The organism is Kitasatospora sp. NPDC101235, from assembly GCF_044767505.1.
Classification (GTDB): Bacteria; Actinomycetota; Actinomycetes; order Streptomycetales; family Streptomycetaceae; genus Kitasatospora.
Genome location: NZ_JBIWNZ010000001.1, coordinates 369,788 through 389,916 on the forward strand (window position 1 = coordinate 369,788; position 20,129 = coordinate 389,916).

At 73.6% G+C, this 20,129-nt stretch carries 22 protein-coding genes and 1 other RNA gene; 11 read left to right on the forward strand and 12 right to left on the reverse strand.

Going from position 1 to position 20,129, the window contains the following annotated elements:
- Positions 1-24: 24 nt before the first annotated feature.
- On the reverse strand, positions 25-504 hold the full coding sequence (locus ACIRRH_RS01780) for a DUF3995 domain-containing protein (RefSeq protein ID WP_403060235.1): 480 nt from the start codon (positions 502-504) through the stop codon (positions 25-27).
- 107 nt (positions 505-611) lie between these two features.
- Here ACIRRH_RS01780 and ACIRRH_RS01785 point away from each other — a divergent pair, with 107 nt between their 5' ends.
- The 4 genes from ACIRRH_RS01785 (at position 612) to rnpB (ending at position 2,889) form a co-directional block, all read left to right on the forward strand.
- Positions 612-788, forward strand: coding sequence for a hypothetical protein (locus ACIRRH_RS01785; RefSeq protein ID WP_403060238.1), 177 nt, complete (start codon positions 612-614; stop codon positions 786-788).
- Positions 785-931, forward strand: coding sequence for a hypothetical protein (locus ACIRRH_RS01790; protein ID WP_403060240.1), 147 nt, complete (start codon positions 785-787; stop codon positions 929-931). Before ACIRRH_RS01785 ends, ACIRRH_RS01790 begins: the two co-directional genes overlap by 4 nt.
- A gap of 32 nt (positions 932-963) precedes the next feature.
- Complete coding sequence (locus tag ACIRRH_RS01795; RefSeq protein WP_403060243.1) at positions 964-2,478, forward strand: MFS transporter; 1,515 nt, start codon at positions 964-966, stop codon at positions 2,476-2,478.
- Between the two features lie 13 nt (positions 2,479-2,491).
- An RNA gene (rnpB, locus tag ACIRRH_RS01800) (RNase P RNA component class A) lies at positions 2,492-2,889 on the forward strand.
- A 36-nt stretch (positions 2,890-2,925) separates the two neighbouring features.
- On the opposite strand, the gene ACIRRH_RS01805 is transcribed toward rnpB, so the two are convergent.
- Both ACIRRH_RS01805 and ACIRRH_RS01810 read right to left on the reverse strand, forming a co-directional pair.
- On the reverse strand, positions 2,926-3,183 hold the full coding sequence (locus ACIRRH_RS01805) for a Prokaryotic metallothionein (RefSeq protein ID WP_403060246.1): 258 nt from the start codon (positions 3,181-3,183) through the stop codon (positions 2,926-2,928).
- A gap of 123 nt (positions 3,184-3,306) precedes the next feature.
- A complete protein-coding gene (locus ACIRRH_RS01810; RefSeq protein ID WP_224273954.1) occupies positions 3,307-3,705 on the reverse strand; it encodes an ACT domain-containing protein in 399 nt (132 codons plus the stop codon).
- Between the two features lie 153 nt (positions 3,706-3,858).
- On the opposite strand from ACIRRH_RS01810, the gene ACIRRH_RS01815 reads away from it, so the two are divergent.
- The gene (locus ACIRRH_RS01815; RefSeq protein WP_403060249.1) at positions 3,859-4,542 is read left to right on the forward strand and encodes a PadR family transcriptional regulator; all 684 of its coding nucleotides are present in this window, start codon (positions 3,859-3,861) and stop codon (positions 4,540-4,542) included.
- An 84-nt stretch (positions 4,543-4,626) separates the two neighbouring features.
- Here the strand turns inward: ACIRRH_RS01815 and ACIRRH_RS01820 are convergent, their stop codons facing one another.
- Positions 4,627-4,824, reverse strand: coding sequence for a hypothetical protein (locus ACIRRH_RS01820; RefSeq protein WP_363381558.1), 198 nt, complete (start codon positions 4,822-4,824; stop codon positions 4,627-4,629).
- A 51-nt stretch (positions 4,825-4,875) separates the two neighbouring features.
- Complete coding sequence (locus ACIRRH_RS01825) at positions 4,876-5,106, reverse strand: hypothetical protein (RefSeq protein ID WP_403060253.1); 231 nt, start codon at positions 5,104-5,106, stop codon at positions 4,876-4,878.
- Between the two features lie 490 nt (positions 5,107-5,596).
- On the opposite strand from ACIRRH_RS01825, the gene ACIRRH_RS01830 reads away from it, so the two are divergent.
- Complete coding sequence (locus ACIRRH_RS01830) at positions 5,597-6,292, forward strand: bifunctional DNA primase/polymerase (RefSeq protein WP_403060256.1); 696 nt, start codon at positions 5,597-5,599, stop codon at positions 6,290-6,292.
- Between the two features lie 37 nt (positions 6,293-6,329).
- Here the strand turns inward: ACIRRH_RS01830 and map are convergent, their stop codons facing one another.
- Positions 6,330-7,175 carry a type I methionyl aminopeptidase gene (gene map, locus ACIRRH_RS01835; protein ID WP_224284298.1) on the reverse strand — a complete coding sequence of 282 codons (846 nt, stop codon included), beginning with the start codon at positions 7,173-7,175 and terminating at the stop codon, positions 6,330-6,332.
- 112 nt (positions 7,176-7,287) lie between these two features.
- On the opposite strand from map, the gene ACIRRH_RS01840 reads away from it, so the two are divergent.
- Complete coding sequence (locus ACIRRH_RS01840; protein WP_403060259.1) at positions 7,288-7,515, forward strand: hypothetical protein; 228 nt, start codon at positions 7,288-7,290, stop codon at positions 7,513-7,515.
- A 52-nt stretch (positions 7,516-7,567) separates the two neighbouring features.
- Here ACIRRH_RS01840 and ACIRRH_RS01845 read toward each other — a convergent pair whose 3' ends face one another.
- Together ACIRRH_RS01845 and ACIRRH_RS01850 are read right to left on the reverse strand one after the other, a co-directional pair.
- Entirely contained in the window at positions 7,568-8,905 is a 1,338-nt protein-coding gene (locus ACIRRH_RS01845; protein WP_403060262.1) for an MFS transporter, read from the reverse strand.
- Between the two features lie 94 nt (positions 8,906-8,999).
- On the reverse strand, positions 9,000-9,677 hold the full coding sequence (locus tag ACIRRH_RS01850) for a hypothetical protein (protein WP_403060265.1): 678 nt from the start codon (positions 9,675-9,677) through the stop codon (positions 9,000-9,002).
- A gap of 47 nt (positions 9,678-9,724) precedes the next feature.
- Between ACIRRH_RS01850 and npdG the strand changes: the two genes are divergently transcribed.
- Both npdG and ACIRRH_RS01860 read left to right on the forward strand, forming a co-directional pair.
- Positions 9,725-10,417 carry an NADPH-dependent F420 reductase gene (gene npdG / locus ACIRRH_RS01855; protein WP_403060268.1) on the forward strand — a complete coding sequence of 231 codons (693 nt, stop codon included), beginning with the start codon at positions 9,725-9,727 and terminating at the stop codon, positions 10,415-10,417.
- Between the two features lie 112 nt (positions 10,418-10,529).
- On the forward strand, positions 10,530-10,721 hold the full coding sequence (locus ACIRRH_RS01860; protein ID WP_403060271.1) for a hypothetical protein: 192 nt from the start codon (positions 10,530-10,532) through the stop codon (positions 10,719-10,721).
- 27 nt (positions 10,722-10,748) lie between these two features.
- Here the strand turns inward: ACIRRH_RS01860 and ACIRRH_RS01865 are convergent, their stop codons facing one another.
- The gene (locus ACIRRH_RS01865) at positions 10,749-11,564 is read right to left on the reverse strand and encodes a site-2 protease family protein (RefSeq protein WP_403060274.1); all 816 of its coding nucleotides are present in this window, start codon (positions 11,562-11,564) and stop codon (positions 10,749-10,751) included.
- A 214-nt stretch (positions 11,565-11,778) separates the two neighbouring features.
- Between ACIRRH_RS01865 and ACIRRH_RS01870 the strand changes: the two genes are divergently transcribed.
- On the forward strand, positions 11,779-15,144 hold the full coding sequence (locus ACIRRH_RS01870; protein WP_403060277.1) for an AfsR/SARP family transcriptional regulator: 3,366 nt from the start codon (positions 11,779-11,781) through the stop codon (positions 15,142-15,144).
- Positions 15,145-15,288: 144 nt separating this feature from the next.
- Here ACIRRH_RS01870 and ACIRRH_RS01875 read toward each other — a convergent pair whose 3' ends face one another.
- The 3 genes from ACIRRH_RS01875 to panB all read right to left on the reverse strand — a co-directional run bounded on the left by ACIRRH_RS01875 (position 15,289) and on the right by panB (position 18,159).
- Complete coding sequence (locus ACIRRH_RS01875; RefSeq protein WP_403060279.1) at positions 15,289-16,119, reverse strand: ABC transporter permease; 831 nt, start codon at positions 16,117-16,119, stop codon at positions 15,289-15,291.
- Positions 16,116-17,141, reverse strand: a complete 1,026-nt coding sequence (locus ACIRRH_RS01880; protein ID WP_403060282.1) for an ATP-binding cassette domain-containing protein — start codon at positions 17,139-17,141, stop codon at positions 16,116-16,118. The genes ACIRRH_RS01875 and ACIRRH_RS01880 overlap by 4 nt, the downstream gene beginning before the upstream one ends.
- Before the next feature lie 148 nt (positions 17,142-17,289).
- Entirely contained in the window at positions 17,290-18,159 is an 870-nt protein-coding gene (panB, locus tag ACIRRH_RS01885) for a 3-methyl-2-oxobutanoate hydroxymethyltransferase (protein WP_403060285.1), read from the reverse strand.
- 300 nt (positions 18,160-18,459) lie between these two features.
- Between panB and ACIRRH_RS01890 the strand changes: the two genes are divergently transcribed.
- The gene (locus tag ACIRRH_RS01890) at positions 18,460-20,067 is read left to right on the forward strand and encodes an MFS transporter (RefSeq protein ID WP_403060288.1); all 1,608 of its coding nucleotides are present in this window, start codon (positions 18,460-18,462) and stop codon (positions 20,065-20,067) included.
- Positions 20,068-20,129: the final 62 nt, after the last annotated feature.

Sequence of the window (20,129 nt, forward strand, 5' to 3'; positions counted from 1 at the left end):
TCGTGGCGGACGAACCCAGCAACCCTACTGCGGCCGTCGCCCGACCCCCGCCCCCGCGACCACGGCCGCCCCGGCCCCCAACGCCGCACAAAGCGGCGAGTAGTACCGCACGTTCAGCCGCCGGAACCGGTCCGATCGCTCACTCACCCGTCCGAACAGCACCGGCCCGCCGAGCCCGCGCGCCAGCAGTACCCCGGCCACCGTCCGCACCCCGGCCCGCCGCAACCTCCGCGGCCCCACCGCCGGCAGCACCCCGGCCTCCGCCCCCACCAGGTACGCGGCCGTCCCCAGCAGCCCCGCCACTGCGACGCATGCCGCCGCCGGGGGCACCCCCTCGCCCGCCCCCACCACGGTGTCCGCGAACTCCTCCGGTGTCCGCAGCGGCCACGGCGTCACCGCCCACACCGCGTGCAGCGCCCCCACCGCTGCCAGCGCCGCCGACACCGCCGCCCCGGTCGCCCTGATCCCGCCCATCGCCCACGAACCCCCTTCGTCAACGGTCACCCGCTCCCCACCGTACGAGTGCTTACACCGCGCCCCGGAGGCCGCGGCAATTCGGTGGGCCGCTGCGGCGTTCACCACTACGGTGAGCGGCGAGGAGAGTGAACACGATGACCATGCGACCCCTGGACCTGGTGCCGGGCGACGGCGACGCCGTGGAGGAGTCCCTGTCCGTGCGCCTGCCCGCCGGGCTGCCGGCCGAGACCCGGCAGGCGCTGGAGTTCGCGCTGCGGGCGGCCGGGCCCGCTGCGACGGAGCCGCGGCCGGGCTGCCGCTCGGCCGGGTGATCGACGTCCGGCTGACGGCGGCCGACCCGGCCACCCGGACCGTCCGCTTCACGGCGGTCCAGGCCTTCTGCCCCCGTCCGGGCTCTTCCCCCGTCCGGCCCCGTCCCGTCCCGCCCCGCCACCCGGACGCGCCGCCCACCTGACCGGGCCCGCCCCGCGGTGGGAGGATCGGTCCGTGCCCGACCTCCAGCCCCGCGCCGCCGTGCCGACGCCCGCCCCCGGGCCCACGCTCGGGCGCCGCCACCGCCTGCTCGTCCTGGCGATCTGCTGCCTGAGCCTGTTCATCGTCGGCCTCGACAACACCGTGGTGAACATCGCCCTGCCGGCGATCCAGCGGGACCTGGGCGCCCCGCCGTCCGGGCTGCAGTGGATCATCGACGCCTACACCCTGGTGCTGGCCTCGCTGCTGATGCTGTTCGGCTCGGTGGCCGACCGCTTCGGCCGCCGCCGGGTCTTCCAGACCGGCCTGGTCTGCTTCGCGCTCGGCTCCCTGCTGTGCAGCCAGGCGCCGAGCCTGGGCTGGCTGGTGGCGTTCCGGGCGCTCCAGGCGGTGGGCGGCTCGATGCTCAACCCGGTGGCGATGTCGATCATCACCAACACCTTCACCGACCCGAAGGAACGCGCCCGGGCGATCGGCGTCTGGGGCGGTGTGGTCGGCATCTCGATGGCGCTCGGCCCGCTGCTCGGCGGCTTCCTGGTGGACGGTGCGGGCTGGCCGTCGATCTTCCTGATCAACGTCCCGGTGGCGCTCGCCGCCATCGCGCTGACCGCCCGCTACGTCCCGGAGTCCCGTGCGCCCCGGCCGCGCCGACTGGACCCGGTGGGGCAGCTGCTGATGATCGTGCTGCTCGGCTGCGGCACCGCCGCGATCATCGAGGGCCCGGCCAACGGCTGGACCTCCCCGCTGATCCTCACCCTGGCCGCGACCGCCCTGGCCGCGCTGATCGCCTTCCCGCTCTGGGAACGGCGGGTGGCCGAGCCGCTGGTGGACCCGCGGTTCTTCGCCAGCGCGCCGTTCACCGGCGCCACCGTCACCGCGGTCTGCGCCTTCGCCGCGCTCGGCGGCTTCCTCTTCCTCAACACCCTGTACCTCCAGGAGGTCCGCCACTACGGCCCGGTCGAGGCCGGCCTGTGGACGCTGCCGATGGCCGGGATGATGCTGGTCTGCGCGCCGCTGTCCGGACGGATCGTCGGTAGCCGGGGCCCGCGCCTGCCGCTGGTCGCGGCCGGTCTCGGCCTCGCCGCGAGCGGACTGCTGCTCACCCGGCTCACCGCGGACTCCCCGCCGGCCCTGCTGCTGGTCGCGTACGCGCTGTTCGGCTTCGGCTTCGGCATGGTGAACGCGCCGATCACCAACGCCGCCGTCGCCGGCATGCCGCGTGCCCAGGCGGGCGTGGCGGCCGCGGTCGCCTCGACCAGCCGGCAGATCGGCCAGTCGCTGGGCGTGGCGGTGATCGGTACGGTCGTCACCTCGGCCGTGGTCGGCCCGGTCGCGACCGGTTTCGCACCGGCCAGCCACGCCGGCTGGTGGATCCTGGTCGGGCTCGGCGGCGCCGTCCTCACGCTCGGCCTGGTCACCACCACCGCCTGGGCGAGCGCGACGGCCGCCCGGGTGGCCGCCCGCCTCGGCTCCGAGGCACCGGCCGTCCGGTCCGGTGTACGGGAGGCGCCGCCCGAGCGGCTACGATGACCACTACGGCGGAAGAGCCGGCCGGGCGGTCGCGACGGGTCCCAGACCCGCCGAGGAACGTCCGGGCTCCACAGAGCAGGGTGGTGGGTAACGCCCACCCGGGGTGACCCGCGGGACAGTGCCACAGAAAACAGACCGCCCACCGCTTTTCGTGGTGGGTAAGGGTGAAACGGTGGTGTAAGAGACCACCAGCGACCGGGGTGACCCGGCCGGCTAGGTAAACCCCACCTGGAGCAAGGTCAAGATCGGTGCCCTCGGGCACCGTGCGCGGACGTTTGAAGGCTGCTCGCCCGAGTCCGCGGGTGGACCGCACGAGGCTGTCGGCAACGGCAGCCCTAGATGGATGGCCGCCTCCCCGGGCCGCGCAAGCAACCCGGGAGACAGAACCCGGCGTACAGGCCGACTCTTCCGCCCCCTTTCCTTCCCGCCGTCCGGCGCGGGGCCCCGTCAGGCGGGGCGGGCGCCGACGGCGTCGCGGATCTGGTCGCCGAGACCGCCGTTGACGCGGGCACAGTTGGCGCAGCAGAAGAACATGCCCGCCACTTCGACGCCGTGGCCGACGATGCGGACGTTGCACTGCTCGCAGCGCGGGGCGAGCTTCTCCATCGCGCACTCGAAGCTGTCGAAGGTGTAGGTGTCGCCGGTGACCGTCTTGATCTCGAAGGCCAGCCAGTAGTCGTTGCCGCAGGTGACGCAGATGGCCATGGCGGCCGTCTCCTTCCGGTGGGGCCGCCCCGGGCGGGGTGGCTCGTTTCCCAGTGTCGGAGGGCCGGTCGGCCACGGCCACCCGGAGGGACTGTCGGGCGGAGGAGAGCGGACGGGGCGGGCTCAGGCGGAGCGGGCGGCGAGGTCCTCCAGGGCGCGGACGGCGCGGTCGGCGTCGTCGGCGGCGACGAACAGGTGGTCGTGGTGGAAGCCGGCCACCACGTTGCAGCTGATGCCCTCCTCGGCGAGCCGGCCGGACACGGCGGCGGTCAGCCCGACGGCCTCCAGCGCCGAGTGGATCCGCAGGGTGATCCAGGCCGCCACGTACTCGTAGCGCAGCCCGAGCGCGTCCGCCTCCTCCTGGGCGACCACCATCGTCACCCCCTCGGGCTCGGCGACGGTCACCACCGGCCGCATGCCGGCGGGCACCCGCGCGGGGAGCGTGCAGTAGACGTACCGCCCCGGGTTGAGCTGCGGGCTCATCCCGCGCAGCAGCGTCGCAAGGTCTCGTTCTGCGGCCATGCCCGCCACCGTAGCGGCTGGCCGGGGGATGCGGCGTGCTCCGCGGGCGTGTCGGATTTCGTTGACGAGCGACAGTCACCGATATATCGTCGAACTATCGAGACAGTGACTCGACTGGCTCGTTCGACTCGGAGATCCGAGGAGGTGGGTGCGATGCGCTCAGAACGTCAAGGAATGAGTTTCCGTTGGGAGGGTCCGCGCGGCGGCGGTCGACGCCGCGGCCCGGGCCCGGAGTTCCGGGGGATGCCCGGTGGGGGCGTCGAGGGCCGGGAGGCGTTCGGCGGCTTCGGCCCGCCGTTCGGTGGCGGCCCCGGCCGGCCGATGGGCGGCCCGTACGGCCACGGCTTCGGCGGGCACGGTGGCCGGCGCGGTGGTCCGCACTCGCGGCGCGGCGGGCGGGCCCGGCGCGGTGACGTGCGGGCCTCGCTGCTGGCGCTGCTCAAGGAGCGGCCGATGCACGGCTACGAGATGATCGCCGAGATCACCGAGCGGACCGGTGGGGCCTGGCGGCCCAGCCCGGGATCGATCTACCCCAACCTCCAGCTGCTGGAGGAGGAGGGCCTGATCACCGCGGAGGAGGTCGGCGGCAAGCGGCTGGTGTCGCTCACCGAGGCGGGCCGGGCCGAGGCCGACGCCGGGCCGGCAGAGCCGTGGGCGGAGGCTGGCCGGGAGGTCGACTGGGAGGCCGTCCAGGAGGTCGGCCAGGCACTCGCCGCCGTCGACCAGGCGATCCGCCAGGTCATGGCCACCGGTACCGAGGCGCAACGCACCAAGGGCCTGGCAGTGCTGACCGAGGCCCGGAAGAAGCTGTACCTCATCCTCGCCGAGGACGACTGACCGCCCCGGGGGAAGCGGCCGGGGGAGAGCCCGCGGGGGAGCGGGACGGACGGTGCTGCTGCCTGGGCGGTCCGGGGGAGGGCCTCACGGCCGGACCACGAACAGTGCCACGCACACCAGCAGCAGCACCGCCCAGCCGAACCAGAGCCAGGCGTTCGGCTCGATGACCACGCTGTAGAGGCACACCACCAGGAGCAGAACTCCGGTGACGCCGGCGACCTGCCGGTTGTGGTGCCCGACCGCCCGCGAGCGGTTCCTCGGGTGCCGTGCCGTCCTCGCCATGCCGACCTCCCCGGGAGGCGAACGAAGGGCGACGACGAGGCGTGTGGCCCGTCAGCCGGAGGCGCGGGCGGTGGCCGCCTCGTCGTACTCGTAGCGCCAGAACCAGCTCAGGCCCCGAACCTGCTTGCTCCGGACGTACACCAGTGTGCGCGCGGGGGCCTCGCCGTGCGCGGGGACCGGGACCTTGTACTTCTTGGGCACGCCGAGCATCGGCCCCAGCGGGATGGGGAGGATCCTGCCGTCCAGGGGGCCGCCGACGAATTCGGTGTCCGCGCTCTTCATCCCTCCAGGGTCTCACCTCCGCGGGTGACCGGGGACCGGCCCGTGCGGGAGCGGGAACCGGGGCGACCGGGAGCTCCGGGACGGGAGGGCGGGCGGGAGGCCTCGTGAGGGCGGCGTGCCGGGAGTGTGCCCGTGGGCGTCACCGCGAGTGTGACCGGAGAGGCACTGCCCCCGGTCATCCGAAGGCCCTCCGCACCCTTATCCTTCCTGTTACGCCCTCGGGGTCCACCCGGGTCAGCGGGCCCCGTACGGGCCGGGCGAGGCGCGAATTCGCGCGCCCTCCGGCCGATTTGGCGCGGACAGCATGCTGCCGTGACTGCGTACCGTGACCCGGGCGTCGGCCGTCCGGTGACCCCGGGCAGCGGCCGGCGGGGCGCGGACGTCAGGGCCGAGCACCCCGGGAAGCAGCCGGGGGCGCCGTGCGTTGCGTCGGAGTGGAACGTCGAACGCTGTGTCGCACCAGGCACGGCAGTTGCGCGGAAGGGGCCCGATGGAAGCCGGCAGCAGGTGGACGACCTGGTGGCAGAAGCGTGATCGTCAGCGGGCGGGGGGCGCGGACGGCCCGGCCGCCGGACTCGATCAGCTGCTCGGCGCGGTGCGCGCCGGATTCCCGCTCGCGCCCGCCGCCCATCCGGCCGGCTACCGGTGTTCCTGTGACCGGGTGGCCTGTCCGGCCCCCGCCCAGCACCCGGTCTCCTTCGCCTGGCAGACCCAGGCCACCACCGACCCCGAGCAGCTCTCCCGCTGGCTCGCCCGGGACCCGCAGGCCAACTTCATCACCGCCACCGGCCGGGTGCATGACGTGCTGGACGTCCCGGCGGAGGCCGGACGGCTGGCGCTGGAGCGGCTGACCGCGCTGGGCGTCGACGGACCGGTCGCCGCCGTCGGCGAGGACCGCTACCTGTTCTTCACCGCCACCCGCGGCACCCCGCAGGACGAGGACGAGTGGTGGCCGAGCGCGCTCGACTCCACCCCGGACACCATGTCCGAGCACCCCGGGCTGCGCTGGCACTGCCGCGGCTCGTACACCCTGCTGCCGCCGGCCGCGCTGCCGGACGGCTCCCGGGTGCAGTGGCTGCGCGGGCCCGAGCAGCCGCTGCCGGACCCGCTGCGCGTCCTGGACGTGCTCACCGACGCCTGCACCGAGGTGGGCGCCGTCGCCGAGGAGCAGTGGCTGATCGGCTGACGACGCCCGGGCGGTACGGCGTTGCGGCGTTACGGCGTTACGGCAGGGTGAGGATCTCCGCGCCGTCCGCCGTGACCACGAGGGTGTGCTCGAACTGGGCGGTGCGCTTGCGGTCCTTGGTGACGACCGTCCAGCCGTCCGCCCAGATCTCGTAGTCGTACGTGCCGAGGGTCAGCATCGGCTCGATGGTGAAGGTCATGCCCGGCTTGATCACCTCGGTGGCCCGCTCGCTGTCGTAGTGCGGGATGATCAGGCCGGAGTGGAACGACGTGTTGATGCCGTGTCCGGTGAAGTCCCGCACCACGCCGTAGTCGAAGCGCTTGGCGTAGGACTCGATGACCCGCCCGATGACGTTGATCTGACGACCCGGCTTGACCGCCTTGATCGCCCGGTTGAGGGACTCCCGGGTGCGCTCGACCAGCAGCCGGGACTCCTCGTCCACGTCGCCGACCAGGTAGGTGGCGTTGAGGTCGCCGTGCACCCCGTGGATGTACGCGGTGGCGTCGATGTTGACGATGTCGCCGTCCTGGAGCACGGTCGAGTCCGGGATGCCGTGGCAGATCACCTCGTTGATCGAGGTGCAGACGGACTTGGGGAAGCCCCGGTAGCCGAGGTCGGACGGGTAGGCGCCGTGGTCGCACATGTACTCGTGGGCGACGGCGTCCAGCGCGTCGGTGGTGACGCCGGGGGCGATCAGCTTGGCCGCCTCCTCCATCGCCCGGGCGGCGATCCCGCCCGCGATCCGCATCTTCTCGATCGTCTCGGCGGTCTGCACCTCGGGCCCGGTGTACGGCGTCGGCGCGGGCTTGCCGACGTATTCGGGGCGCGCGATGTGCGCCGGGACCTTGCGGGTGGGGGACTGGATGCCGGGTACGAGAGCCATGCCGCGAGTCTAGTCGCCGGGCCCCACCGCCCCGGGGGGTGTGCGGCCCCGCCCGGGGCGGGGAATGATCGGTACCGACCCATCCCTCTGGCCTTCTGAACGGGAGAGCGCCATGCCCCTCGGATTCAACCGCAAGCCGACCGGCAAGCCCGGCGAGTGGTTCTACTGCATCAAGCACAACAAGGTGGAAGAGGGCCCGGAGTGCCCGGCGAAGGACCGCCTGGGACCGTACGCCACCCCCGAGGAGGCCGCCCAGGCGCTGCGGATCGCGGACGAGCGCAACCGGGAGTGGCGGAACGACCCGCGCTGGAGCGACCAGCCCGAGGAGAAGGACGAGTAGCCCCCGGTCGGCGCGGCCGACGCGATCGGAACACCGGGGGCGCCCGGCCCGGTCACGCCGCCGCGGCGGCCTCCCGTTCGGCGCGTTCGTGCTCGGCGCGGACGGCGGCGGCGTGCGGGTCGGTGCGGTCGTCGTAGGCGAGCAGCTTCGGCAGGGCGGCGGCGACGGCGAGCACGGCGACGACGCAGGCGGCGCCGCCGGCCCAGACGGCGGCGCGCACGCCGACCAGCCCGGCCATGGTGCCGGCCCGGACCTGGCCGAGCTGCGGGCCGACGGAGTAGCTGAGCAGTTCGACGCCGGCCATCCGGCCGCGCACCTCGTCCGGGATGGACTGGTTCCACATGGTCGAGCGGGCGAGCCCGCTGATCTCGTCGGCGCCGCCGGCCAGCGCCAGGCCGAGCAGCACCAGCCAGATGTGCTCGGTCAGTCCGGCGAGCGCCATCGCCGCGCCCCAGCCGATGGCGGCGACCACCAGCAGCCGCCCGTGCCGGTGGATGCGGGAGGTCCAGCCACTGGTCGCGCCGACCAGCAGGGCGCCCAGGGCCGAGGCCGCGTACATCGGGCCGAGCGCCCAGTCCGCCCCCAACTCCGAGGCCAGGAAGGGGAAGACGGCCACCGGGTAGGCGAACAGCATGGCGCAGAGGTCGATCGCGTAGGTGCCGAGCAGGTCCTTGCGGCTCCACGCGTAGCGGACGCCGGTGAGCACGGCCCGCAGGGACGGCCGCTCGGCGCCGGTGAGCGGCGGCACGGCCTTGATCCGGACGAGCAGCAGCAGCGAGACGGTGAAGGAGAGGACGTCCAGCGCGTACGCGGTCTGCACCCCGGCGAAGGCCACCACGACCCCGGCCAGCGCCGGTCCGGCCACCGAAGCGGCGTTGTGGTACAGCGACTTGAGGGCGAACGCGGCGGTCAGGTGCTGGTGCGGGACGAGCCGGGGGAGGAGCGAGTCCAGTGCCGGGCGCTGGATGCCGTCGGCGGCCGCGACCAGCGCGGCGACCAGGTAGATCGGCCAGAGCAGCGGGTTCGGCAGCAGGGCGTTGAGCAGCAGCAGCCCGGCCAGCAGGCCGAGCGCGACCTCCGCCCGCAGCACCAGCTTCCGGCGGTCCAGGGCGTCGGCGAGGGCACCGCCCCACAGGCCGAAGACGATCAGCGGCACGAGTTCGACGGCGCCGATCAGGCCGACCGCGAAGGAGGATCCGGTGAGCTCCTTGATCTGCATCGGCACGGCGACGAGGGTCAGGAAGCCGCCGAAGCTGGTGACGCAGCCGGAGGTCCACAGGTAGCGGAAGTCTCGCGAGGCGCGCCAGGGGGACAGGTCGGGCGTCAGCGAGCGCAGCAGCGTCCGGGCGCGACCGGGCACGGGGGGATGCGGGGGTTCGTCGACGTTCACGAACCGTCATCCTCGGACGGCGCTCGCCGCTTCCGCAAAGGGTTTTCGACCGCCGGCGAACCGACCGTCCGGCGAACCCGGGGGCCGGCCCCGGCTACCAGCGGCTGATCGCGGGCGGCGAGGTCAGCCGCCCGGCGAGTTCGGCGAGCCGGTCCCGGACGGAGCGGCGGCCGGCCCGCTGCCCGGCTGCGGCGCTGACCAGGTGCTGGGCGAGGTCGAAGGGCTCCCCGGCGGTGGTGCCGACGGCCAGCCGCTCGTGCGCGAGCCCGCGGAGGTCGCCGAGATCGCAGATGTCTCCGGAGCCACCGAGGTCGCCGGGGCCGCCGAGGCCGCCGGGGTCACCCGGCCCACCGGCCGTGGCCGGGGCGCCCCCGTCCAGCGCGAGTACGGTCGCGCCGTGCCGCCGGGCGTCGTGCACCCGCTCCAGCAGCGGGGCGCCGGCCGCCTCCGGGGCCACCACCAGCACGGTGGCGCCGCGCCCGGCCTCGGTGAGCCGCCGCAGGTCGTGCGTCAGGTGGGCGGGGGCGTCGGCCGGCGGGCGGTGCCGCACCAGGGTGGGCGCCAGCCGGGGGACGTCCGACCAGGCGGCCTCGTCGTCCAGGTGGGCGGCCAGGTGCCAGGGCTCGTACCCCTCGGTTCCGACCAGCAGCAGCCCGCTCGCCCCGCGCCGTTCCACGGAGCGGCGCAGCGACCCGGCGAAGCCGCCGATCGCCTCCAGCCAGCCCGTTCCCGTCAGCCGTTCCCGGAGTGCCGAAACTCTCACCGCGTCCATGCGGGCCAGGATGTCCCGCCGGGCCGGGGATTTGGCAGGATCGGCCCATGACTTCCCTCGATTCAGTGACGAACCCGGCCCACGAGGTACCGGACGTCTCGCAGCTGGTGGTCGGTGTCCTCGGCGGCACCGGCGACCAGGGGCGGGGCCTGGCCCTGCGGCTGGCCAAGGCCGGCCAGCAGGTGATCATCGGCTCCCGTGACGCCGCCCGGGCCGAGGCCTCGGCGGCCGGGCTGGGCCTCGGCGTGCGCGGCGCCGACAACGCCACCGTCGCCCGGGAGAGCGACGTGGTGATCATCGCGGTGCCCTGGGACGGCCACGCCGCCACCCTGACCGCGCTGCGCGAGGAGCTCGCGGGCAAGATCGTCGTCGACTGCGTCAACCCGCTGGGCTTCGACAAGCAGGGCGCGTACGCGCTGAAGCCGGAGGAGGGCAGCGCCGCCGAGCAGGCCGCCGCACTGCTGCCGGACTCCCGGGTCACCGCCGCGTTCCACCACCTCTCGGCGGTCCTGCTCCAGGACGAGTCGGTGGAGACCATCGACACCGACGTCATGGTGCTCGGCGACGACCGGGACGCCACCGACGTCGTCCGGGGCCTGGCCGCCCGCATCCCCGGGATGCGCGGCATCTTCGCGGGCCGGCTGCGCAACGCCCACCAGGTGGAGGCGCTGGTCGCCAACCTGATCTCGGTCAACCGCCGCTACAAGGCCCACGCGGGCCTGCGGATCACCGACGTCTGACCACCGGATGCCGTGTCGACCTCACCCCGGACCTGCTCCGGAGGTGAGGTCGGCGACAATGGGTCCCGGCCGCAACCCGGCCGTCCGTACCCGGTCCGAGGAGTCCGCCGCCATGCCCCGCACGTCCCTGCTCGCCCTGATCGTCGTCGTCCTCGCGCTGGTCGCCGCCGTCTTCTCGCTGACCCAGGGCCTGTGGCTGGGCCTGATCTGGCTCCCGCTGGCCGGCGTGGCGAGCAACGTGCTGTGGATGAACCGCCGCAGGGCGAAGCTCGCCGAGGCCGTCGCGGCTGCCCAGCAGGACTGACCGGCCAGGGCCGACCGGCCCCAGGGGCTAGTTCGTCCAGAACCTGAACAGCTCGTGGCCGATCTGGCTGTACAACCTGTCGACGCCGATCAGCTCCATCACGCCGTATACGGCGTCGAAGAACAGCGCGTTCACCTGAGGCTGCCAGAGCAGGGCGAACACCGCGAGCATCCCGTACGGCGCGAACGGCTCGACCGACCGCCGGGTCTTGTGCGACAGCCAGGGCTCGATGATCCCGTAGCCGTCCAGGCCCGGCACCGGCAGCAGGTTCAGCAGGACCGCGCCCAGCTCCAGCATGCCGAGGAAGCCCAGGGCCAGGGCGAGCGGCGAGACCTGGAGCTCGTAGCCGTTCCACGAGGTGGTCACCTGGGGGTCGTCCAGCCAGCCCGTGGCGACCGGGAGCAGGAGCAGCACCGCGCCGACCAGGTTCACCAGCGGCCCGGCCGCCGAGACCAGGCTGTGCTTGAGCCGCCCCTGGATGCGGTGCCGCTCGATCCAGACCGCGCCGCCGGGTAGGCCGATGCCGCCGAGCAGCACGAACACGATCGGCAGCACGAAGCTGAGCAGCGCGTTGGTGTACTTCAGCGGGTTGAGCGTGAGGTAGCCCTTGGCGCCGACGGTGATGTCACCGCCGTGCAGCGCGGTGCGCGCGTGGGCGTACTCGTGGAGGCAGAGCGAGACCATCCAGCCCGTCACCACGAAGAGGAAGATCCCGAACCGCATGTTGCCGTAGCCGGAGTACAGCGCCCAGCCGGAGGTGCCGAGGACGGCGAGGAGCACCCAGAACACCGGGCTGATCCGGCGGTCCTCGCTGCGGGAGCGCGGCGTGGCGGCGAAGGTCATGGTGTGGGTGCTCCGTGGGCAGGGGGAAGAGGGGCGGGCGTGGGCCGGGGTCGATCATGCCGGGTGGGCCGGTGACCGGACAAGCCGCTCCGGGTGAACGTCCGGGCGTGCGGCGGCGTTCCACCCCACGCGGCGTTCCACCCCACGCACCGGGGCCGGGACGGCCCTGCACAATTGTGCGGCCCTTGCCCCGCCGATCGACCAGAATGGTCCGGTGCACTACGGCATCCTCGGGACGACGACGGCCCACCACGACGACGGCACCCCGGTACCGATCGGCGGTGCCCGGCTGCGGGCCCTGCTCACCGCCCTGGCCCTGCGGCAGGGCCGGCCGGTGCCGGCCGACGTGCTGGTGGACGAGGTGTGGGAGGCCGAGCCGCCGCAGGACTCCTCCGCCGCGCTCCAGACCCTGGTCGGCCGGCTGCGCCGCACCATCGGCCGGGACGAGGTCGGCTCCGGCCCGGCCGGGTACTGGCTGACCGGCCCGGCCACCGACCTCGCCGACTTCCAGCGGCTGACCGGCGAGGGCCGCCGCGCCCTCGACGCCGGGGACCACGCGCTCGCCGCCGGCAAGCTGTCCGCCGCCCTGGCGCTGTGGCGCGGCCCCGCGCTGGCCGACCTGCCGGACCGCACCGGCCCGGCGGCCCGGCTGGACGCCCAGCGCGAGGAGGCCCGCCGCCACCGGATCACCGCCGACCTCGGCCTCGGCCGGGCCGCCGAGCTGGTCGCCGAGCTGGCCGAGCTGTGCGGCCGGCAGCCGCTGGACGAGCCGTTGCAGCTGCTGATGATCCGGGCGCTGCACGAGAGCGGACGGACGGCCGAGGCGCTGCGCCACTACGAACGGACCAGGCGCGCGCTGGCCGAGGAGCTCGGCGTCGACCCGGGCCGCGGACTCCGCTCCCTGTACGCCGAGTTGCTCGCGCCGGACGCTCACGAGGCGCCGAAGCCGGAGCCCGTCCGCGCCCCGGTGCCGGTGCCGGCGCCCGTTGCCGCGCCCCAACTCCCGCGCTCCGGCGGCAATCTGCGCGGCCGGCTGACCAGCTTCGTCGGCCGCGAGGAGGATCTCGCCGCGCTGCGCGGCATGCTGACGGGCCGTCGACTGGTCACCCTGACCGGCCCGGGCGGCTCCGGCAAGACCAGCCTCTCGACGGAGGCCGGCCGCGCCGAGCAGTCCGCCGGAGGCTGGCCGGACGGCGTCTGGGTGGCCGAACTCGCCCCGCTGGAGAGCCCGGACGCGGTGCCCGCCGCCGTGGTCTCGGCGCTCGGCCTGCGCGAGATCGTGCTGCACAGCACCAACATGGTCGCCGAGGTGATCGACAAGCGGGCCGAGAACCCGGTGCGCCGGCTGGTCGAGCACTGCGGCCACCGCCGGATGCTGCTCGTCCTGGACAACTGCGAGCACCTGATCCAGGCCGCCGCCGACCTCGCCGACGTCCTGCTCGCCGAGTGCCCCGGGCTGACGGTGCTCGCCACCAGCCGCGAGCCGCTGGGCGTGCCCGGGGAGACGGTGCTGCCGGTCGAGCCGCTGCCCGACCCGGTGGCGCTGCGGCTGTTCGCCGAGCGCGCCGCCGCCGCCCGTCCCGGCTTCGACCCGCAGAGCGACCCGGAGGCCTGCGCCGAGATCTGCCGCCGGCTGGACGGGCTGCCGCTGGCCATCGAGCTGGCCGCCGCCCGGCTGCGGGTGATGACGCCGCGCCAGATAGCCGACCGGCTGGACGGCCGGTTCTCACTGCTCACCGCGGGCAGCCGCACCCTGCTGCCGCGCCAGCAGACCCTGCGCGCGGTGGTCGACTGGAGCTGGGACCTGCTGGGCAAGCGGGAGCGGGCGGTACTGCGCCGGCTCTCGGTGTTCGCGGGCGGCTGGCAGCTGGAGGACGCCGAGGCGGTCTGCGCCGACGGCGTCGAGGTGGCCCCCGGCGAGGTCGCCGACCTGCTGCTGTCCCTGGTCGACAAGTCCCTGCTGGTGGCGGACCTGGACGGGGCCAGCCTGCCGCGCTACCGGATGCTGGAGACCATCCACGAGTACGCGGCCGAGCGCCTTGCCGGGGCCGCCGCCGAGCGCGCCGCCACCGAGGCCCGTCACCTCGCGCACTTCCGCACCATGCTCTCCGTCGCCGACGGCCAGATCCACGGCCCCCGGCAGCTGCACTGGCTGACGGTGCTGGAACGCGAGCAGGACAACATCCGGATCGCGTTGCGTCGGGCGATCGACCTGCGGGACGAGGAACAGGCGCTGCTCCTCGCCCTCGGCATGAGCTGGTACTGGTCGCTGCGCGGCTACAGCATGGAGGCGCGCACCTGGTACAGCGCGGTCGCCGCGCTCGGCCCGGACCCGTTCGGCCCGGACGCCCCGCGGCCGGTGCCGCTGGAGCGCAGCGTGTTCGCCTACGAGCTGCCGCTGTCCGCCGGGGTGGTCGAGGAGGCCCGCCGGCTGCTCGCGATGTTCCGGCTGATCGGGCTGTTCGAGGGCAACCTGGACGTCCTCGGCGACCCGGAGGCGATCGAGGTCGCCCATCGGCTGATGGGCGTCTACACCCCGGATCTGCCGCAGGCCTACCGCTTCCCGGCGCTGATGCGGGTGTTCGGGGCCTTCCTGGCCGGTCGCCTGGAGGAGATGAAGGACCTGATCGACGACGCCGTGCGCGGCTGCGAACAGCACGGCGGGGTGAGCGACCTGGCGTTCATCCTGCAGGTCCGGGCCAGGATGATGAACGACTGGCCGAGCGGTGAGGCGCAGAGCATCGAGGACGGCGAGCGCTCGCTGGAGCTGTACGAGCAGTCGGGCGACCTCTGGGGGATCTCCCAGGCGCTGTCCGCGCACGGCGAGTCGCTGGCCAACCGGGGCGAGTCCGAGGCCGCCGCCGAGGCGTACGCGCGGGCGATCGAGCTGGTCGAGGAGCTGGGGGCGCCGCAGGAGGTGCCGATCCTGCGGGTGAACCTGGGCAGCGCCCTGCTGGAGCACGACATGGACCGCGGCGAGCGGGTCATCCGCGAGGCGCTGGCCTCGATCGACACCCCGGGGCTCAACCAGTCCACCACCGGGGCGCTGATGTTCGGCCACCTGACGCTCTGCGGCATCCACGCCCAGCGCGGCGAGTTCGAGCGGGCGCTGGCCGAGCTGGACGAGCTGGACACGGTCCGGGTCGGGGGTTTCGCGCCGAGCCTGGTGACCGGGATGCTGCTGAGTTCCCGCGGCTGGATCACCGCCCGGGCCGGGGACCCGGATGCGGGGTTCGAGCTGCTGCGCGACGGCTGGCGGCAGCTGCGGGCGGTGACGGCCGCGAGCGGCTTCTTCGAACACATGACGGTCCTGGTGGTGCCGGCGGTGACGGCGGTGCTGTGCGCCTTCGCCCAGTACGACGGCGACCTGGAACGGGCCCGGGTGGCGGCCGTGCTGACCGGCGCGCACGGTGGGCTGAACGGCCCCAAGGGCGGCTACCTGGACCGGGTCGAGCGCGCGCGTTCGGAGGCCGTCCTGCGGGAGCTGATGGGGGATGCCGGGTACGAGGAGGCCCGGGCCGACGGGGTCGGGATGACCCAGGAGCAGGCCTTCGACCTGCTGGAGGGGCTGATCGGCTAGACCGCGCGTGGGCCCGTACGGCCGGTGCCCGTCCCCTGGTCACCGGCCGCACGGGCCCGTACTGCGGCCGGCGCCTGTCCCGGGCGGCCGGCCGTCCCGTCCGCCGGCACTTCCCCCGACGGGGCCGACGGTGGTCACGGGGGGTCAGGTCCGCTTGCGGAAGCGGGCGACCGCCAGCGGGGCGAAGACCGCGGTGACGGCGGCCGACCAGATCAGCACGATCATCACCGGGTGGGCGATCGCACCCTCGCCGTTGAGCAGCGCGCGGGAGGCGTCGGCCAGCTGGGACAGCGGGTTGACCTTGGTGAAGGCCTGCAGCCAGCCCGGCATGGTGTCGGTGGGCGCGAAGATCGAGCTGCCGAACTGCATCGGCATCAGGACCAGCATCGAGACGCCCTGGACGGCCTGGGCGCTCTTCATCGACATGCCCAGCAGCATCGAGATCCAGGTGATCGACATGCCGAACACCAGCGACAGGCCGACCGTGGCCAGCAGCTCCGGGATGCCGGTCTTCAGTTGGAAGCCGAGGAGGAAGGCGAAGGTCAGCAGGATCGCGGAGGACAGAAGGGCGCGCAGGGTCTCCGCGACGAGCTTGGACAGCAGGACGGAGGAGCGGCCGATCGGCAGGGTGCGGAAGCGGTCCATCACCCCGGTCTGGAAGTCGGTGTTCAGTCCGGTGCCGACGGCCAGCGCCAGCGTCATGCCGGTCTGTCCGAGCAGGCCGGGAATCATGAACTGCTTGTACTTGTCCGGGTCCTGGGCGAAGATCGCGCCGCCGAAGACGTAGACGAACAGCACGGTGAAGATGATCGGCATCAGCACGGCGTCGAACATCGACTCCGGGTCGGCCTTGATCCGCATCAGGTTGCGGCGGGTCAGCGCGCCGATGTGGCGCAGGTTGGCGGACAGGCCGATCCGGCCGTCGTCGGCCGGGGAGGCCTCGACCCCGGCGGGGCCGAGCGTGGCGGTGGTCATGCGACGGGCTCCTTGACGAGGGCGTCGGCGGACGCGGTGGCCGCGTCGGCGGTGGGCTTGCCGGTGATGGCGAGGAAGACCTCGTCCAGGCTGGGCACCTTGGTGTCGATGGCGGCGATCGCGAAGCCGCGTCCACCGAGCACCCCGATCACGGCGGTGAGCTGCTCCTCGTCGACCAGCGGCACCGCGAGCAGGCCGTCGTCGGGGGAGATGGTTGCGGAGGCGATCCCGGTCTCGTGCAGGCAGCGGGCCATCTCCGGCAGCGCGGCCGGGTCGGCCGGGCGGATCTGGAGGATCTGGCCGCCGACCTTGGCCTTGAGCTCGGCGACGCCGCCGTTGGCGATCACCCTGCCCCGGTCGATGACGGTCAGCTCGTGGGCGAGCTGCTCGGCCTCCTCCATGTACTGGGTGGTGAGCAGCACGGTGCAGCCCTCGGCGACCATCCGCTGCACCTCGTCCCAGACCTCGTTGCGGGTGCGAGGGTCCAGGCCGGTGGTGGGCTCGTCCAGGTAGAGCACCCGGGGGCGGCCCATCATGCTGGCGGCCAGGTCGAGGCGCCGGCGCATGCCGCCGGAGTAGGTCTTGGCGATGCGCTTGGCAGCGTCGGTGAGCGAGAAGCGCTCCAGCAGCTCGCTGGCCCGGGCCTTGGCCTCCCGGCTGGGGAGGTCGAGCAGCCGGCCGATGAGGTAGAGGTTCTCGTACCCGGAGAGCAGCTCGTCCACGGAGGCGTACTGGCCGGTGAGGCCGATCGTGCGGCGCAGCTGCTTGGGCTGGCGCAGCACGTCGTAGCCGCCGACGAACGCGGTGCCGGCGTCCGGCTTGATCAGGGTGGAGAGGACCCGCACCAGGGTGGTCTTGCCCGCGCCGTTGGGGCCGAGCAGGGCGAGGACGGTGCCTTCGCGGACGGTGAGGTCGACGCCGTCGAGGGCCTTGGTGCTGCCGAAGTGCTTGACGATGCCGTGGACCTCCACGGCGTTCCCGGCTGTTCCCCGCGTGTTCGGGGCGGTCGCGATTCCTGTCATGCCTCCAGGTTGTCCGCCCCGGCTGTCAGCCCCCTGTCGCGGACCCCCGCCCGCTGTCAGCCCGCTGTCACCGGGAGCCCGCAGCCGTCCGGGCATGACAGCGGCCCCGCTCCGAGCAGCTCGGAGCGGGGCCGCGGAGGGGCGTGCGTCAGTGGAAGCTGTGCTCCGCCGCCGGGAAGGCGCCGGTGCGCACGTCCTGCGCGTACGCCCGGGCGGCGTCGCCGAGGACGGTCCGCAGGTCGGCGTACTGCTTGACGAACTTCGGCACCCGGCCGGCCGTCATGCCGGCCATGTCGGTCCAGACCAGCACCTGGGCGTCGGTGTCCGGCCCGCCGCCGATGCCGACGGTCGGGATCGCCAGCTGCTCGGTGACCTGGGCGGCCAGCTCGGCCGGTACGGCCTCCAGCACCACCGCGAAGGCCCCCGACTGCTGGACGGCCTTGGCGTCGCGCAGCAGCTGGTGCGCCGCCTCGTCGCCGCGGCCCTGGACCGGGTAGCCGCCGAGGGCGTGCACGGACTGCGGGGTGAGGCCGATGTGGGCCATCACCGGGACGCCGGCCTCGACCAGCAGCTCGATCGAGCGGGCGCTGCGCTCCCCGCCCTCCAGCTTGACCGCGCCGACCCCGGCCTCCTTCATCAGCCGGGCTGCGTTGTGCATGGCCTGGGCGGGGGACTCCTGGTACGAGCCGAACGGCAGGTCGGCGACGATCATGGCCCGCTTGGTGCCGCGGACGACGGCGGCGGAGAGCATCACCATCTGATCCATGGTCACCGGGACGGTGGTCTCGTAGCCGAGGTGGCAGTTGCCCGCCGAGTCGCCGACCAGCAGCACCGGGATGCCGGCCTCGTCGAACACGCCTGCGGTGAGGGCGTCGTAGGCGGTGAGCATCGACCACTTCTCGCCGCGCTGCTTGGCGGCGGCGAGGTCGCGGACGGTGACCCGGCGGTTGGTGACCCCGCCGTAGAGGGGGGTGGTCGACGCCTGGTTCTGGGCAGGCGAAGGCGTAGAAGCGTTCATCGAACGGACTCCTGAAGGGTTGTCGTCTCGTGGCGCCGTGCGGCGTCCCCGGATCCCCTCCATGCTTGCACGCCCCGGCGCGAGCGCAAAGAGGGGTGCGTGCGTCCCGGTGGAATCCGCCACACACCGGGCGGGCGGGCCTCCCGCGCCGGGGTGCGCGGGAGGCCTCCGAATTTGCCTTCTCTTTTCGAAACGGATTCGTCTCGTATCGTATCGGCCGCTACTCTGGTGCGGGGGGTTACGAGACGTATGCGGCTCGGAATGCCCGCCAGTGCAACGCCAACACGGATGGGAAGACCAATGACCACCGCAGCCGCGCCACCTCGCGTGCCGGAAGCCATCCACCGCCGGCGCTGGGCGATCCTCGGCACCCTGCTGCTCGCCCTGCTCGTCGTCGTGCTCGACAACTCGATCCTCAACGTCGCGATGAAGACCATCGCGACCCCCGCGCCGGTCGGCCTCGGGGCCACCCAGAGCGACCTGGAATGGTCGATCAACTCCTACACCCTGGTCTTCGCCGGGCTGCTGTTCACCTCCGGCCTGCTCGGCGACCGGTTCGGCCGCAAGCGCGCGCTGCTGGCCGGCATGGCGGTCTTCGGCGTCGCCTCGCTGCTGTCCGCGCTGGCCGCCTCGCCCGGTGAACTCATCGGCTACCGCGCCCTGATGGGCGTCGGCGGCGCGCTCGCGATGCCCGCCACGCTGGCGATCATTATGAACGTCTTCGAGCGCTCCGAGCAGCCCAAGGCGATCGGGATCTGGGCCGGCGCCGTCGGCCTGGCCATCGCCATCGGCCCGATCACCGGCGGCCTGCTGATCGAGCACTTCTGGTGGGGCTCGGTCTTCCTGGTCAACGTCCCGATCGTGGTCGTCGCGGTGATCGCGATGGTGATCCTGGTCCCCGAGTCCAAGGACCCCAACCCGGGCCGGATGGACCCGGTCGGCGTGCTGCTGTCGATCATCGGGCTGGTCGCGCTGATCTACGGCATCATCAAGGGCGGCGAGCTGGCCGACTTCACCGTGGTCGAGGCCTGGGCGCCGACCCTGGTCGGCGTGGTCGCGCTGGCCGCCTTCGTCTGGTTCGAGCGCCGCACGCCGTTCCCCGCGCTGGACGTCACCTGGTTCCGCGACAAGGTGTTCAGCGCCTCCGTGGTGGTCGTCGGCGTGATCTTCTTCGCACTGATGGGCGTCTCCTTCTTCGGCGTCTTCTACATCCAGAGCGTGCGCGGCTACAGTGCCCTCCAGGCCGGCCTGCTGATGCTGCCGATGGCCGCCGCCCAACTGCTGTTCGCCCCGCGGGCCCGGCTGGTGGTCGACCGGCTCGGCGTCGCCGCCACCGCGGCCGGCGGCATGCTGCTGGTCGCGCTCGGCTTCGTCGGCTACGTCGTGCTGACCGCCACCAGCCCGATCTGGGTGCTGGTCGTGCTCGGCCTGGTGATGGGCGCCGGCATGGCGCACGTCATGCCGCCGGTCACCGTCGCGATCATGGCCTCGCTGCCCCGGGAGAAGGCCGGCGCCGGCTCGGCCGTCAACAACACCTTCCGCCAGGTCGGCGGCTCGCTCGGGGTCGCCGTGCTCGGCGCGGTGCTCTCCACCGTCTACCGCGACGGGATGGCCGACACCCTGACCCAGCTGCCCGAGGGGCTGCGCGACAAGGCCGGCGAGTCGCTGGAGGCGACCCTGGCCATCGCCGACCGCCTCCCCGGCGGCCAGGCGCTCATCACCCCCGCGAAGGACTCCTTCATCCACGCCATGCACGTGGTGGCCTCGCTCTCGGTGGGCGTCTCGCTCATCGGCGCCGCGGCCGCCTGGTTCCTGCTGCCGCGCCGCCCGGCCGCCCCTGCGGGCCCGGGCGGCCAGGTCCCCGAGCAGCGCGGCCAGGAGCGGGAGGCGGCGGCCGCGGACGCCTGAGGCCGCACCGCAGCTGAGTGACAATGGCCCTGTCCCCCGGGTACGCCCCGGGAGGCAGGGCC

What these genes read in the sequence shown, in the direction of transcription:
- ACIRRH_RS01820 (WP_363381558.1), bottom strand. Translation starts at nt 4,824, where the DNA reads ATGGCGAGGACGGCACGGCACCCGAGGAACCGCTCGCGGGCGGTCGGG.
- ACIRRH_RS01865 (WP_403060274.1), bottom strand. Translation starts at nt 11,564, where the DNA reads ATGACCTTCGCCGCCACGCCGCGCTCCCGCAGCGAGGACCGCCGGATC.
- ACIRRH_RS01830 (WP_403060256.1), top strand. Translation starts at nt 5,597, where the DNA reads ATGGAAGCCGGCAGCAGGTGGACGACCTGGTGGCAGAAGCGTGATCGT.
- ACIRRH_RS01785 (WP_403060238.1), top strand. Translation starts at nt 612, where the DNA reads ATGACCATGCGACCCCTGGACCTGGTGCCGGGCGACGGCGACGCCGTG.
- ACIRRH_RS01850 (WP_403060265.1), bottom strand. Translation starts at nt 9,677, where the DNA reads ATGGACGCGGTGAGAGTTTCGGCACTCCGGGAACGGCTGACGGGAACG.
- ACIRRH_RS01890 (WP_403060288.1), top strand. Translation starts at nt 18,460, where the DNA reads ATGACCACCGCAGCCGCGCCACCTCGCGTGCCGGAAGCCATCCACCGC.
- npdG (WP_403060268.1), top strand. Translation starts at nt 9,725, where the DNA reads ATGACTTCCCTCGATTCAGTGACGAACCCGGCCCACGAGGTACCGGAC.
- map (WP_224284298.1), bottom strand. Translation starts at nt 7,175, where the DNA reads ATGGCTCTCGTACCCGGCATCCAGTCCCCCACCCGCAAGGTCCCGGCG.
- panB (WP_403060285.1), bottom strand. Translation starts at nt 18,159, where the DNA reads ATGAACGCTTCTACGCCTTCGCCTGCCCAGAACCAGGCGTCGACCACC.
- ACIRRH_RS01815 (WP_403060249.1), top strand. Translation starts at nt 3,859, where the DNA reads ATGCGCTCAGAACGTCAAGGAATGAGTTTCCGTTGGGAGGGTCCGCGC.
- ACIRRH_RS01880 (WP_403060282.1), bottom strand. Translation starts at nt 17,141, where the DNA reads ATGACAGGAATCGCGACCGCCCCGAACACGCGGGGAACAGCCGGGAAC.
- ACIRRH_RS01840 (WP_403060259.1), top strand. Translation starts at nt 7,288, where the DNA reads ATGCCCCTCGGATTCAACCGCAAGCCGACCGGCAAGCCCGGCGAGTGG.
- ACIRRH_RS01805 (WP_403060246.1), bottom strand. Translation starts at nt 3,183, where the DNA reads ATGGCCATCTGCGTCACCTGCGGCAACGACTACTGGCTGGCCTTCGAG.
- ACIRRH_RS01875 (WP_403060279.1), bottom strand. Translation starts at nt 16,119, where the DNA reads ATGACCACCGCCACGCTCGGCCCCGCCGGGGTCGAGGCCTCCCCGGCC.
- ACIRRH_RS01810 (WP_224273954.1), bottom strand. Translation starts at nt 3,705, where the DNA reads ATGGCCGCAGAACGAGACCTTGCGACGCTGCTGCGCGGGATGAGCCCG.
- ACIRRH_RS01825 (WP_403060253.1), bottom strand. Translation starts at nt 5,106, where the DNA reads ATGAAGAGCGCGGACACCGAATTCGTCGGCGGCCCCCTGGACGGCAGG.
- ACIRRH_RS01860 (WP_403060271.1), top strand. Translation starts at nt 10,530, where the DNA reads ATGCCCCGCACGTCCCTGCTCGCCCTGATCGTCGTCGTCCTCGCGCTG.